The organism is Microcystis sp. LEGE 00066, from assembly GCF_015207925.1.
In the GTDB taxonomy this organism is placed as follows: Bacteria; Cyanobacteriota; Cyanobacteriia; order Cyanobacteriales; family Microcystaceae; genus Microcystis; species Microcystis ichthyoblabe_A.
This window is the reverse complement of the sequence record NZ_JADEVX010000117.1, coordinates 1-14,284: the sequence shown is the minus strand read 5'-3', so window position 1 is coordinate 14,284 and position 14,284 is coordinate 1. Positions and strand designations below refer to the sequence as shown.

Genomic DNA, 14,284 nt, shown 5'->3' with positions numbered 1-14,284 from the left:
GGGTTGGGGGTGAGGGTAATTAACCATATCTGCCATTACTTTAGAAAAATAGTATAACTGCTATAATTATTCCACGGCGGCTCAACCCAGAGAAATTCGACGTTATGTTACCAGTGACGGCAAAGTTCCCTTTGCCCAATGGCTCGATTCTTTGCGGGATATTAAGGCTAAAACTAAAATTGCTCAACGCCTAAACCGGGTTAATTTAGGTAACTTAGGAGATTATAAATCAGTAGGAGCAGGAGTTTATGAACTACGAATAGACTATGGTTCTGGTTATCGCGTTTACTTTGGACAAATCGGAACAACGATTATCTTACTCCTGTGTGGAGGAGATAAAAAAACGCAAGCTAAAGACATTGAAATAGCTCAAAAATATTGGCAAGACTATAGGAGCCGAGAAAATGCCAGTCAGTGATAGTTATCATGATTCCCTGATCGAATCTCTTAAAGATTCCCATTATGCAGCAGTTTATCTGGAAACTCATCTCGAGGGAGATGAATATGGATTTGAATCAGAATTACTCAGACTTGCGTTCAATCACGTCCTAGAAGCCCTTGGACCTCAAAATCTAACACCAGAACAAATCAAAATTCAGGCGCATCAATTGGAAGAAATAATGCAAAAACCTGCACCTGAAGCCATGAATCAACTAACCTCTTGGCTTCAAGCTTTAGGATTGAAATTAACGATAAAGATCGCTCCAAAAATGCCAGAAATAAATCATGAAAATGACGCTGTTAGTTCAATCAAGATTACAGTGTAGTTTGTAGTTTGGGTTTTTTGATTACAAATTGATAGTCCAACAATATTTCACGGATTTTATTCTATCATTACTATTGATAATTGTATATGTATAGCAATTATTCTAGGTTGGGTTGACGCAAGGAAACCCAACAAACGAGAGAGTCAAAATAGCGATCGCCTGGCTGTTGGGTTTCGTTCCTCAACTCAACCTACAAAACTACAATGTTTGAGAGGTCTGAGTGGTAACTGATAACTGATAACTGAAATGACTACACCTAGCTTCACCATTCCCCAATCTGACCCTCCCCTTTCCCCCCGGCAATCCTTGCCGACGATGTATGATTTACCTAGTGACAATCCACTGGAACCCGGTTTGCCTGACGAATTTCACCTATTACAACCTCAGTTATTACTGCTGACTTTCCAGCCTCCCAACTGGGAACCAGACCTAGTTTTTAGTGCCGCTGACCTTAACCTTTACTACAATGTAAGACACCCTCAATGGTACAAGCGTCCCGATTGGTTTGGGGTGGTTGGTGTTCCTCGTCTCTACGATGGCCATGACCTGCGCTTAAGCTATGTGATTTGGCAGGAAGGGGTTTCCCCGACGATTGTGGTGGAATTATTGTCTCCAGGTACGGAAAATCAAGATTTAGGAGAAGAACTACGCCAACCCGGGGAACCGCCAACTAATATGTCAAAATCAAGCTATTATCAAACCCGAAAAGGAGAATAGGATGAAATTGAAAGTCACAGAGGAAGGATTGCTAATTCCTAAAGAATTATTGGGCGAAAGCCAAGAAGTCGAATTAATTCAACAAGAAGGTCAAATTATTATTACCCCCGCCCCCCGCCAGACCTCAATCTGGGATTTAGGCAAGAATCCGGTCGAATGTGAGGTCAAAGACGGGGCAATTCACCACGACCGCTACCTCTACGGACAATGAACAAGAGCTATTTCCTTGATACCAGCTATATCATTGCCCTAGAAATAGCAAATGAAGATGCTCATGAGCAAGTCCTACAAAACTGGCTTACTCTCGCCCTGTCTAAACCCTTTTTGGTGACTACCACTTATGTCTTTGATGAAACTGTCACCTTTTTTAACAGTAGAAATCTTCACGGTAAAGCGGTTGAAATTGGGAAGCGGCTGCGGGAAAGTCCCGACATCGAATTAATAGAAATTGACCGAGATTTGTTCGACCGAGGTTGGCAATATTTTCAAAAATATCAAGATAAATCTTACTCTCTGACTGATTGTCTCTCATTTATCGTGATGGAAAACCGCCGCATTTTCACGGCTCTCAGCTTAGATAATCATTTCCTGCAAGCCGGGTTTCAGAAATTACCCTAGCGTGCAGGATGCTCCCCAAAAGACGGGTTTATTTCAGAAACCCGTTTTCTAAAATAAAATTATGACTACACCTAGCTTCACCATTCCCCAATCTGACCCTCCCCTTTCCCCCCGGCAATCCTTGCCGACGATGTATGATTTACCTAGTGACAATCCACTGGAACCCGGTTTGCCTGACGAATTTCACCTATTACAACCTCAGTTATTACTGCTGACTTTCCAGCCTCCCAACTGGGAACCAGACCTAGTTTTTAGTGCCGCTGACCTTAACCTTTACTACAATGTAAGACACCCTCAATGGTACAAGCGTCCCGATTGGTTTGGGGTGGTTGGTGTTCCTCGTCTCTACGATGGCCATGACCTGCGCTTAAGCTATGTGATTTGGCAGGAAGGGGTTTCCCCGACGATTGTGGTGGAATTATTGTCTCCAGGTACGGAAAATCAAGATTTAGGAGAAGAACTACGCCAACCCGGGGAACCGCCAACTAAGTGGACAGTTTATGAACAGATTCTGCGGATTCCCTACTATGTGGTTTTCAGTCGCTATACTAACCAACTTCAAGCGTTTGAACTGGTAGGTGGTTATTACCAACCCGTAGCTTTAGTGGAGGGACGCTTACCGATTCCTCCACTGGAATTGAGCTTGGGTTTGTGGCAAGGTTCCTATCGGGGGATTGAGCGGCTATGGTTACGCTGGTTGACGCTGGGGGGAGAGTTGATTCCCCTTGCCGATGAGGAATTAATTGCGGCGAAACAAGAGGCTTCTGCGGCTAAACAAGAGGCTTCTGCGGCTAAACAAGAGGCTTCTGCGGCTAAACAACGCGCAGAACAACTAGCGGCACGATTGCGGGAATTAGGGATAGATCCTGAAACCTGAAGGCTCGAAAACCCCCCCAAAAAAGAGAGAGGAAACCCGCGCCTCCTCTCTCTGGGACATTATTTTCTCGCTTTGCGGACAGCACCCCTTAGCATTAAACCCCCTAGTGTGATAAGTAGTCGTGCAAAATTAATTTCTTAGTGAAGATAGGCAAAAGGCAAGAGGCAAAAGGCAAGAGGGGGTTAGATATGTGTAATTAATTTTGCTTAGGTACTTACAACCAAGAACACCCGTGGGTTCGGGGACACCCACAGCAGAAGAAGCGACGGTCAACAAATGCCGAGAGATTTTTTGAGATTATTCATACATCGAATAATTTGCTCTACGAATAAAGTTATGTGTAGATTTTAGCTCCAATTTGATTGAAGTCAACATAAAACTAGGGGATTTTACTCTATCATTACTTATTTTAATTTTCGATGTAGTCCACCCTATTGGACTTCAACCTCTGTCAAAGTTGGAAATTGACGGATACAATTTAGTTAATTTGATCCGAGCATCGACCGTAATAAAATCTATGGAAATTATCGCTGTTTTACTGGGAGTTTTCGGTTTAGGGACAGGTGCAGGTTTATTGGTCATCCGTAACTACTACCATATCTGTCAACCGAGTGAAGTTTTAATTTTTGCCGGCAGTCGTCGTCCCACGGCCACGGGCAAAACCATCGGTTATCGTTTGGTAAAAGGGGGCAGCAGTATTCGTTTACCGATGCTAGAACAAGTGTATCGAATGGACCTGACCAACATGATCATCGATCTCAGGGTGGTTAATGCCTATTCTAAGGGCGGTGTGCCGTTAATCGTCACCGGGGTGGCGAATATTAAAATTGCCGGGGAGGAACCGATTATTCATAATGCGATCGAGCGTTTATTGGGCAAGAAACGCAAGGAAATTGAACAATTGGCTAAAGAAACCCTAGAGGGCAATTTGCGCGGTGTCCTGGCGAATTTAACCCCAGAACAAGCAAACTCCGATCAGATTGCTTTCGCTAAAAGTCTCCTAGAAGAAGCGGAACAGGATCTGGAAAAATTGGGTTTAGTTTTGGATAGTTTGCAGATCCAGAATATTTCCGATGAGGTGCGTTATCTGGATTCGATCGGACGGAAGCAAAAAGCCGAATTACAGAGAGATGCCCGGATAGCAGAAGCAAAAGCCAGAAAAACATCGATTATCAAGGATTCCGAGAATCTACGCCTAACCGCTTTGCGTCGTATCCAAAAAGATTTAGAAATAGCCAAAGCTGACGCAGAAAAACGGGTGCGCGACACTCAAACTAAGCGCGGCGCCATGATTGCCGAGGTAGAATCGGTGGTTATGTCCGATTTAGCTAAAGTACAGGCAGAAGTGGCGGTACAAACTGCCCGAATTAAGCAGGTGAAACAGCAATTACAAGCAGATGTGATCGCCCCGGCGGCAGCGGAATGTCAACAAGCGATCGCAAAAGCCCGGGGGGAAGCAGCCAAAATTATCGAACAGGGGAAAGCGCAAGCGGAAGGAACCAAAAAACTGGCAGCCTCTTGGCAAGGAGCGGGAAATAACGCTAAAAACATCTTTTTATACCAAAAATTGGAGTTATTGCTGAAATTAATGGTCGCTAGTGTCCCAGAAGTGCAGGTGCAAACGGTGACAGTAGTGGACGGGGGTGATAGTAATCTTGTCCCCAAAATGACTGCCTTTGCTGAACAATTGCGTCAAGCTACCGGAGTGGATCTGGTACAAATGGCTAATCGCATAGCACAAACCGAGCCATCTGTCAAGAGTTCAGTGATCAGTGATCAGTTTTGAGTTTTAAGTTTTAAGTGAGCAGTGTGTATTAAGTGATCATCATCAAATGGCAGTTTACTGCTGTCTTTTCACTGTTCACTGATAACTGATAACTGTTCACTGATAACTGATACCATTTCTCTAAATGAAAACTACACATCGAATGTAAATCCCCCTTTAAGTTCCCCTTTTTAAGGGGGATTTAGGGGGATTAAACTTCTGTAGTCAGACTTTGGAGAATTGGTATGATTACTGATTATTGTCCACTAGAATGTTAATCAAGTTTGGAGACCACCACCATGGATGACTTAATTAATGCTCCCTCCCCTTCTCCCCAAGACCTAGAAATGACGCGGACTCCCCCCTGGGGAACAGTGACGGTATTGGAGGAAGGTCCCCGGTATCGCATCAATCGCATTGTCATTAAACCCGGCCATCACATGAGTACCCAAATGCACTACCATCGCAGTGAACACTGGATTGTCGTCTCTGGTACAGCGCGGGTAATCTGTGATGAAAAAGAAACTCTCCTCAAACAAAAAGAATCTACATACGTTCCCATGAATACCCGTCATCGGGTGGAAAACCCCGGTTCTATTCCTCTAGTGATGATTGAGGTACAAAATGGCGAATATTTAGGAGATGATGATATTCACCGTTTGGATGATGCAGAATAGGACAGTTTTCTCCCCTATATACTTTAGTTATTTGCCAAAATCTCGATCGTGGATGAAAAAATTATCCTAGTTACAGGGGCTGCTCGTTCTGGGAAAAGTGAATGGGCCGAATATTTAGCCAAAATCAGCCAAAAACCCGTTATTTATATCGCCACCTCCTCGGTGGATGAACAAGATCAAGAATGGTGCGATCGCATTGAAAAACACCGGCAGCGACGTTCCCCCCAATGGCAAACCCAAGAAATTCCCCGACAATTAAGCGAAACTATTGATAATAGCCCATTTACTCACTGTTTATTGATCGATTCCCTCGGTACTTGGGTAGCCAATTGTTTAGAAATGTCGGCAGCTGAATGGTTAGAAATTAGCGATCGATTCTTGTATTCCCTCAAAAATGCGGCGGTTGATGTTATTCTGGTGGCGGAAGAAACCGGTTGGGGTGTGGTTCCCGCTTATCCCCTCGGTCGTCTGTTTCGCGATCGTTTAGGCGATCTCTGTCGTAGAATTGGCACAATAGCAGACGCGGTTTATCTGGTTACCGGCGGCCATGCTCTTAATTTAAGTCAATTGGGTCAGTCTTTGTCGATAATTGGGCAGTAGAGAAGATGAGCAACGATTATCAGCGTCAAGTGATTGATTTTTATGCCCTTCGTCACGATTACGATAACGATTTTACGCAAGCTCGCGCCCTTAAATTAGTAAATTATCTCTATTTACAAAAAAGCCAATCTGTGCTAGACGTGGCAACGGGAACGGGATTTATAGCGGTCGCAATTGCCCCAAAAGTAAAAAGTGTCATCGGGGTTGATTTCACGCCGGAAATGATTGCCAGAGCCGAAAAAAAGCTAGAAGCATTAAATATCGAGAATATTGACCTAATTAACGCTGATATAGCTGCCATTGACTTTGCCGAGTCTAGTTTCGATCTGATTACCTGTTCTCTGGCGATTGCACTTTTCCCCGATATCCCGCAAGTGCTGGCAAAATGGTATCAATGGTTAAAAAAAGGCGGTTCGGTCGCTTTTTCCTGTAATAATTTAGAATCCCACTTCCTACCCTTGATCAGTGGTGTTTGTCGCGAAACCTATGGTTTTGAGTTGCCTAATCTGCACACTCCCATCGCCACCCCAGAAAAATGCCATCAATTGCTGGAAAATGCGGGATTTACCAATATATCGGTCAATGTCGAGCAATTAGGTCGATATTTGCCCCTAGAAACTGCCAAAAACTTCTGGTATGGGCAGTATTTTCATCCTCAGGATAACCCTTTCGACCGCCTATCGGCTGCCGAAATTGCGACTCTAGTGAACAATTATCGCCGAGAAATCGAGAAAAATGCCACCGATCAGGGGGTATGGCAAGATGCAACCACCTTTTTTATCACTGCTAGTAAAAGTTAGAAAAAGATCATGAGTCAAGTTAAAACCATCTCCGGACGAGCTTTACCCTTGCGAGGCAACGATATTGACACCGATCGCATTATTCCGGCTCGTTTTTTGCGTTGTATCACCTTTGAAGGTTTAGGCGAACAAGTGTTCGCTGATGATCGAGCGGCTTTACAGGGGAGTCATCCTTTCGATCTACCCCAGTACCAAGGGGCGAAAATTCTGGTAGTCAATGGTAATTTTGGTTGTGGCTCTTCTCGGGAACACGCACCGCAAGCGATTTTACGTTGGGGAATTCAAGCAATTATCGGGGAAAGTTTCGCCGAAATATTTTTTGGCAATTGTATCGCTAATGGGGTTCCCTGTGTCACTGCTGAGGCAAAAACCATCACCCATTTACAGGATTTAATTGCCGCTAATCCCGAAATTCCCGTCGATCTTTCCTTGACAACCATGACAGTGGAATGGGGGGATTTTGTCGCTACCGTGTCTATGAATGAAGGTTCCCGACAGATGTTAATAGAAGGGGGTTGGGATACCTGCGGACAGCTGTTACAAAATCTCGATCTGATTCAATCTACCGCGCAAAAGTTACCCTATTTAAGTTTCGTCTAGGGAAACAATCTAGGCTGAGGGTGCGTTAGCAATAGATTAACGTACCCCGGCAAGGATTTTGTTGGAGATGCAGCAGCTGTAAATATTAAAAAATCTGCCCTATGACTAATTCTGATAATAATCTCCAAAATATCCAAGAACCGATTTTAAACGCTCCCGAAGATGTGCGAAAAATCATTGATCGAGTTTTAAAATTGGAAAGAGATAAGTTATACCAGCGCAATCCTCGCAATATCAATGATGATGTTTTAACGATTATTAAAGAAGTAATTCAATAATCAGTTATCAGTTATCAGTTATCAGTTATCAGTTATCGGTTCACTGTTTACTGTTCACTGAAAAAACTTGTCCATCATCCCCTCTATATAAATATGAAACTACTATCAATAAAGTTATGTAATTTTCGACAATTTTATGGTAAGACTCCTGAGATACATTTAGCGGCGAGTTCTCGCAATACGACGGTAATTTATGGCAATAATGGAGCGGGAAAAACAACTATTTTAAATGCTTGTACCTGGGTTCTTTATGAAAAATTTACAGCAGCTTTTGCCGAACCAGAGTTATTAGTTAATAAACGGGCAATTACCGAAGTAACAACGGGAACTTCCATAGAATGTTCCGCAGAAGTAAACTTTGAACATGAAAATAAACGCTATCAGGTAAAACGAAAATTTTTCGCCTACCAAGATGTAAATAGTAAGATTAAATACGGTTCAAATAGTTTATATATGCTCTACGCTGGTGATGATGGTAATTGGTATACACCCAATCAACCAGCGGAGGATATTATTAATCAAATCTTACCGGAAAGTTTACATCGTTATTTCTTTTTTGATGGGGAATATATCGATCATCAATTCCGCAGTAGTAGTCAAGGTAAAATCGCCGAAGATACAAAAGAATTATTGGGAGTTAAAGTATTAGATCGAGCGATCGAGCATTTAAAAAAAGCTAAGAAATCTTTACAAGATGAGCTTAAAGATTTAGGGGAATCGGATTTAAAAAAGTTATTAAAACAGGAAAGTAAAATTGAGCAGGATTTCGAGAAATTAAAACAGCGTCAGCAAGATATTATTAGCCAGTTATCCCAGCAAGAAGAATTAAAAAAAGCCGTGACTAATCGCTTACTAGAGTTAAGTGGTGCCGAGGAATTAAAACAGTTAAAAGAAAAATTAGAACAACAGGAAAGAAATCTGCGGCAAGATTTAGTCAGAACTAAGGATAAGTTAAAGAAATTAATTTCTCAGCAAGCTTATCAAGTCTTTTTAAAAGGAATTAATCAAAATTTTCAGCAATTAATCGATCGCCTACGACAACAAGGGGAATTACCCAGTGGTATCAAACAGCAATTTGTCCAACAATTATTAGAGCGGAAAAAATGTATTTGTGGCCAGGAATTAGAGGAAAATAGTCAAGCTTATTTACAGGTACAAGATTGGATGAATAAAGCAGGAATGGCCGATGTAGAAGAAGCAGCCATTCGCTTATCTTCCACAGTCAAAGAAATGGATAAAAAAGTCTTAGATTTTTGGCAAGAAGTGGATAATTATCAAGCTAATATTCACCAGTGGCGCTTAGAATTATCTTTAGTAGAATCAGAATTAGATGAAGTGCGGGATAAATTTCGCCATTATCCCGATGAAGATATTAAAAATCTGCAATCTCGCTTAGATGCGATCGAGGATTCCCTAAAAGATTTACGCTTGGAACAGGGCAGCAATAAAAATCAACTAGATATCTATGAAAAAGAGCTAGAATCCCTGCAAAAGCAGGTGCAAAAACAGCAACAAAAAGAGCAAAAATATAATTTAGGACAACGACGTATTTTAGCGACTCAAGAGGCAATTAATCGCATTAGTGAGGTAAGACAGAGATTAGAAAATCAGTTTCGTTTGTCCTTAGAAAAACGGGTACAGGAAATCTTTAGCTCAATTTCTTTTACTCCCTATATTCCCCGTATTAGTCCCGATTACGAGGTAAGACTATTAGAAAATACCACAGGATTCGCAATTCCCGTGGCAGCTTCTACTGGAGAAAATCAGATTCTTAGTTTATCTTTTATCGGGGGAATTATCGATCGAGTGCGAGAATGGAGTCAGAAAAATACTTTGATGGGAATTGATAGCAGCACTTTTCCTCTGGTGATGGATTCCCCTTTTGGTAGTCTTGATCATATCTATCGTCGGCAAGTTGCGATCGCTATTCCTAAATTAGCCAATCAGTTAATTGTTTTAGTGACAAAAACTCAATGGAGAGGAGAAGTAGAAACCGAGATTTCTCCCTATATTGGTAAAGAATATGTGTTAGTTTATAATTCTCCGAAAGCAGATTGTCAAGAGGATTTAATTAATCTTCATGGTGTTAATTATTCTCTGGTGAAACGCAGTCCTAATAATTTTGAATATACGGAAATTATCGAAGTTAATCGATTTTCCTCCTGACTACTAAATTCTGTTGTTACAACTAAATTTTAACTTCTAATAAAACGATCAATTGCTGTGTTCATTACCCCAACACGACTGGATAATTCCACAAGTTCCGTGGTGACAATATTATAATCCCCTAAATATTTCTGGAGATTAGTTCCCTCTTTCTGATGGCCAATTTCCACTAACCTTTCCTCTCGCAATTCTTGCAAATGATCGAGGATATTTTCTAAAGTATCTTCGAGGGGAGGTAAGGGAGAAGGAGGATTATTTGCTTGCAAAGCTTGGGTTAATTGCGTCAAAGCTTGGGTTATTTGTTGCGTAAACAGACTTAGATTAGGATGGGGAGGACTACCGCGATATTGTTCCAATTCCGTCAATAAAACTGTCACCCCGCGACCAAAACGAGGAATATAATTACTTAAAGTGATTGCCGGTTCCATTTGTGGAAAAGGTGTGCTAGGATCATCAATTAATCTTTGTAGGGCCGTTTGTATAGCTGTATTTGCTCGTCGAGCTTTATCTCGATAGGAAGATAAACTTGCAGTTTGATAGGATGATTCTCCTAAATAAACTGCCATAACTGACTGAAAATATACTTGATTAGCTTCTAATGCTTTAATGGCAGCGAGGGAAAAACGTTCATCTTCATTAACCCGTAAAAAACCGAAGGAAAGTATAAAAGCTAAAGCACTACCAATTAAAGTATAAACTATTCTGATATACTCTAAATCAATCCCGTCATTGCTCGCATCGAGACGACTGATAATTAAAGCAAAAATTGTGATAAAAAATACTGCCAAACTATAGTGAAATCGCACCAAAGCTAAAGCGATCGCTATAGAAATCACCCCAATAACTTCTAACCAGATCGAATTGTCTATAATTGGCAACAATGCCAAAACAAAAAATGAGCCTAAAATCGTGCCAAACACCCGATTAAAAAAGCGTTGAAAAGTCAAGCTAAAATCTGGTTTTAACACAATAACTAAGGTTAAACCAATCCAAAAACTATGGGTAATTCCTAGCTTATTGTAAATCAAAACTCCTACGGAACTTCCCAAACCCAAGCGTAAACCATGACGAAATAGGGGCGATTCTAGATTAAAATTAGATTTTAATGGTTCCCACCAAGCTTTTTCTTGACCGTACTCTTTTTCTATCCCTTCAAAGTTCCGCTGCCAGGGATTTTTTTTATCTGAAAATTCCTCGCTTTGCCGCAAATGTTGCGCTGTTTCACTGGCTATTTTTAGCTGTTTAAATAATTTGTTTAAACGATTATTTAATTGCGAAATTGCCACATAACTGCTATAATCATCCTGGGCATTTTCTAAAACTTTAGCTTGCAGGTTTTTTTGCTGCTCGATCGCCTTGAGTAATAGCTGCAAGCGCTCACAATCCGGTCGTTTATTTCTACCCAAAATTAACCCGGCAATATCTTCGCTAATTTCCGCCACTTGCACGAGAATATCTTCTAATAAAATACCCACCGTGGTCAGTTGTGGCAAGGGATGAAGATGAAGCAATTCTCGCAGCGCAATTAAGCTGGTATTAATGCGATCGCTATCTTCGATCAAGACGATTAACAATTCCCGCAGCTCATTCTTTCCCCAACGTCCCCGACGCGTCAAGGTGACAGTTTTCCGCGAACGGAGCAACAGCTGGCGAATTTGGTCAAAATATGGCTCCTCATGAGCATTAGAACGAGAGTGTAAAGGCAAAGAACGGAGATAGGTGGCGATACCCTGAAAATTTTCCGCCGTTACTTGACGTAAAGGCTGATTAGGGCGAAAAGGCCAGATAAACAGGGCTAAAAAAATTGTCCATCCCCCTCCCAACACAGCAATTCCGGCCCGTTGTAAAGCGACGACAATATCTCCCGATGGCAAAGAAACGGCCAAAAGCAGCAATAAACTAATTACTACCCCAGCTAACGCCCCATTTTCCCCGTAAACCGTCAAATAACCCGCTAGAAACAACCCGCAAAAAACTATCACTACGGTCAATCCTAGCCAAGCACTGGCTAATGTGCCGATAATCAAAGCTAGAGCCATCCCGATAGTCGTAGCGACTAGGGTTTTCGCTCTCAGGCAGTAAAGTCCCCCCACATCGGCTAAAATCAAGGTTTGAGCCGCTAAACCGACCATTAACCCCACTTCTGACCGATCTAAAATATCACCAATAATAATCGGCACTGTGATGGCTAATAAAGTCCGAATCCCCCGCTCGATCTCGATATCGCCACTGGGACGCAATAAAAAAGCAAATCGCTGAAGTAGCATATAGCACTTATCTTAATGGTGAGGTATGAGGTTTTCGTTTTCGGGAGTCAGCATTCTCCGAGTCACCTGATTAGGGAAAGATTTCTCGCCTGTCTCCTGACTTGAAAGAGGGTGTAGGGTGTGGGGTGTAGGGAAGGAAACCTCTTTCATCTGTGGGGGTGAAAATTTTTTCATCGGGACTGACTCCTAACTCCTTAATTCTGCTGTGTTAGGGCAGCCAACGGGGTTTAAAACCAGGGTTGAGTTCTTGAGGTAAAATTTTCGGGATGCTATTGGAACTGAACTGATCAGGAAGCGGTAATAACCAGAGACGACCATCGGCAATACTCGACCCCTCCCCAGTGACTAAATCATTTCCGACTCCAAAAGGTATGGTTGCTAACTGATCAAATAATAAAGCCACGCCATCGGGAGACATACTCATCTGCACGTCACGATAATTAGGTAAGGCCAGCAGGGGGATCATTTTACCCGTTTTTAGCTCAATAATCCCTAAAAATGGTTCTTCTTTCACCTTGCCATCGCTGCCCATAACCAGATCGCTTTTCAGACAGTAAAGGGTTTTTTCCTGTCTCGGTTCAAATTCACAGCTAATAATCGGATTAGCTGTTCTTAATAGTAGTCTTGACTCTCCCTGATCATTGAGCAAAAATAGCGATCGCTGATTATCTGGTTCCGATTTCACCATCAGTTTTTGGCGACCATCCCGGGAAAAAGCGAGTATTTTCTCGTAGGTGGGCAAAAATTGCGGTTTTCCCCCTTGCACATCCAAAGGAATCACCGCTACCCCTCCCGTTTGACTGACAACCGCTTTTTTACCGTCGGGAGATAGTAAAAAAATATCCCCTTGTATTCCTAACGGTCGCGATTGTCCATCATCGCTGATTACCCATAAACTGGCATCCCCCGGATTCCCGTGATTGATTCTCTGCACGATTAGGGTTTTGCCGTTATCTGAGAGATTAAAGCGCAGATTTTGATAGGTTTTCGCATCTAAAAACCTTTCTATACGACCACTAGGCAAATTTTGACTATTGTCGTCATGATTTAAACCCGTGGTAATTGTGTAAAGTTGCTGTTTTGGGGTATCTCGTCCTAAGTCAGAGCGATCAAAGGCCGAGAATAAAATTCTATCCCCCCTCGGATAGATTTGAAAATCCGTGACCACCAGATCCCCAGGGGTAAGGATGGTTTTTTTCAGTTCCGTGACGTTATTTGGCCCCTGAATGATATTACAGACGATTAAACGGCCTCTTTCCTCTTGGTTGACTCCAATATAGGCAAAAGCTCGATCGTGGCTGTAAAATTCGCCGATAAAGTCCTCACCTTGGGCAATGGGTAACTTTACTTGATATTTTTTGCCGTAGATCGGCAATTCCGTCAAGGTATAGGTCAAGCGATCTCCGGCCCAGCTAATTTTACCCGGTAAGGGAGGATTGATCACCAAGCTGGTTTCTATATCGGAACGGTTAATCGGTCGATTAAAACTCAAAGTAAAATAATTGTCCCTAACGCCGATTTTTCGCCCTTGCCAGCTAAAATTCTCCCCTCGGGTCGGGACTTGATTTCCCTGGATCAAAATCGACGATATCGCGGCAATTAAAGCCAAAATACTCGCTAACACTAAGCGATCAAACCAAGCTAATCTTTTCATCAGTTATCAGTTATCAGGAGATTGCTTTTATTTATTCTCCCATCTCCCCCCTCTACAATAATTACTCGCCACCAGAAACACCTTGTCTGTATATCATACTTTGTGCTTTTTGTCAAAAAAACTTTTTTTTTGCAATAAAACTACATAAAAAAAAGATCATCGTTGTGGGTGAAATTGACTGATTTACCCGTTTTAATTAGGATCACCTTCTAGGTTTGACAAGGGTTTCAACCATTGCTGGCTAAAAAAGCACAAAACAACCCATCATGAAATTCTATCAAATCGCTGTAACCAGCATAACATCGTTGTTAAATAAAAATCTTTCTCAATTAATTCTTAAGAATTTATAAATATTGCGGAATGTTAATTTAAATATTCTCAAGTTTTTACGGTCAATAAATAATTTTTACTTATCTTTGTCCAAAATTGGGTTAGAAGTCAGTTATCAGTTATCAGTTATCAGTTCACTGAGAAAACTCCCCACACCCTACACCCCAC

The 14,284-nt window shown here is 41.9% G+C and carries 15 protein-coding genes and 1 pseudogene; 13 read left to right on the top strand and 3 right to left on the bottom strand.

The genetic code is table 11. From position 1 onward, the window contains the following. The first annotated feature begins 94 nt into the window (after positions 1–94). From IQ224_RS15715 to IQ224_RS15655, 13 genes and pseudogenes are all read left to right on the top strand, one after another. A complete protein-coding gene (locus tag IQ224_RS15715) occupies positions 95–418 on the top strand; it encodes a type II toxin-antitoxin system RelE/ParE family toxin (RefSeq protein ID WP_036399303.1) in 324 nt (107 codons plus the stop codon). After that, complete coding sequence (locus IQ224_RS15710; RefSeq protein WP_194033176.1) at positions 405–767, top strand: hypothetical protein; 363 nt, start codon at positions 405–407, stop codon at positions 765–767. The genes IQ224_RS15715 and IQ224_RS15710 overlap by 14 nt, the downstream gene beginning before the upstream one ends. A 246-nt stretch (positions 768–1,013) precedes the next feature. Continuing rightward, a pseudogene (locus IQ224_RS15705) lies at positions 1,014–1,439 on the top strand (Uma2 family endonuclease); the annotation flags it as partial. Positions 1,440–1,485: 46 nt separating this feature from the next. Then, entirely contained in the window at positions 1,486–1,695 is a 210-nt protein-coding gene (locus IQ224_RS15700) for a hypothetical protein (protein WP_002749765.1), read from the top strand. Further along, positions 1,692–2,102, top strand: coding sequence for a type II toxin-antitoxin system VapC family toxin (locus tag IQ224_RS15695; RefSeq protein WP_002749763.1), 411 nt, complete (start codon positions 1,692–1,694; stop codon positions 2,100–2,102). The genes IQ224_RS15700 and IQ224_RS15695 overlap by 4 nt, the downstream gene beginning before the upstream one ends. A gap of 61 nt (positions 2,103–2,163) precedes the next feature. Further along, the gene (locus IQ224_RS15690) at positions 2,164–2,979 is read left to right on the top strand and encodes a Uma2 family endonuclease (protein ID WP_002740607.1); all 816 of its coding nucleotides are present in this window, start codon (positions 2,164–2,166) and stop codon (positions 2,977–2,979) included. Positions 2,980–3,496: 517 nt separating this feature from the next. Next, the gene (locus IQ224_RS15685) at positions 3,497–4,765 is read left to right on the top strand and encodes a flotillin family protein (RefSeq protein ID WP_002740606.1); all 1,269 of its coding nucleotides are present in this window, start codon (positions 3,497–3,499) and stop codon (positions 4,763–4,765) included. 278 nt (positions 4,766–5,043) lie between these two features. Continuing rightward, entirely contained in the window at positions 5,044–5,421 is a 378-nt protein-coding gene (locus IQ224_RS15680; protein ID WP_036399301.1) for a phosphomannose isomerase type II C-terminal cupin domain, read from the top strand. 48 nt (positions 5,422–5,469) lie between these two features. Continuing rightward, positions 5,470–6,021, top strand: a complete 552-nt coding sequence (gene cobU, locus IQ224_RS15675) for a bifunctional adenosylcobinamide kinase/adenosylcobinamide-phosphate guanylyltransferase (protein WP_002740604.1) — start codon at positions 5,470–5,472, stop codon at positions 6,019–6,021. Positions 6,022–6,026: 5 nt separating this feature from the next. Beyond that, positions 6,027–6,821, top strand: coding sequence for a class I SAM-dependent methyltransferase (locus IQ224_RS15670; RefSeq protein ID WP_002740603.1), 795 nt, complete (start codon positions 6,027–6,029; stop codon positions 6,819–6,821). A gap of 9 nt (positions 6,822–6,830) precedes the next feature. After that, a complete protein-coding gene (gene leuD, locus IQ224_RS15665; protein ID WP_002740602.1) occupies positions 6,831–7,421 on the top strand; it encodes a 3-isopropylmalate dehydratase small subunit in 591 nt (196 codons plus the stop codon). A 101-nt stretch (positions 7,422–7,522) separates the two neighbouring features. Further along, positions 7,523–7,699 carry a hypothetical protein gene (locus IQ224_RS15660; protein ID WP_002740601.1) on the top strand — a complete coding sequence of 59 codons (177 nt, stop codon included), beginning with the start codon at positions 7,523–7,525 and terminating at the stop codon, positions 7,697–7,699. A 93-nt stretch (positions 7,700–7,792) separates the two neighbouring features. Beyond that, positions 7,793–9,865 (top strand): AAA family ATPase, encoded by a 2,073-nt coding sequence (locus IQ224_RS15655; RefSeq protein ID WP_002740599.1) that lies wholly within the window; start codon positions 7,793–7,795, stop codon positions 9,863–9,865. Between the two features lie 29 nt (positions 9,866–9,894). Here IQ224_RS15655 and IQ224_RS15650 read toward each other — a convergent pair whose 3' ends face one another. The 3 genes from IQ224_RS15650 to IQ224_RS15645 are packed head-to-tail and all read right to left on the bottom strand — an operon-like array spanning position 9,895 to position 13,786. After that, a complete protein-coding gene (locus IQ224_RS15650; RefSeq protein WP_194033175.1) occupies positions 9,895–12,132 on the bottom strand; it encodes an FUSC family membrane protein in 2,238 nt (745 codons plus the stop codon). Between the two features lie 12 nt (positions 12,133–12,144). Continuing rightward, entirely contained in the window at positions 12,145–12,306 is a 162-nt protein-coding gene (locus IQ224_RS24250) for a hypothetical protein (protein ID WP_002738019.1), read from the bottom strand. Between the two features lie 34 nt (positions 12,307–12,340). Then, positions 12,341–13,786: an Ig-like domain-containing protein gene (locus tag IQ224_RS15645; protein WP_002740596.1), complete on the bottom strand. Its 1,446-nt coding sequence runs from the start codon at positions 13,784–13,786 to the stop codon at positions 12,341–12,343. Positions 13,787–14,284: the final 498 nt, after the last annotated feature.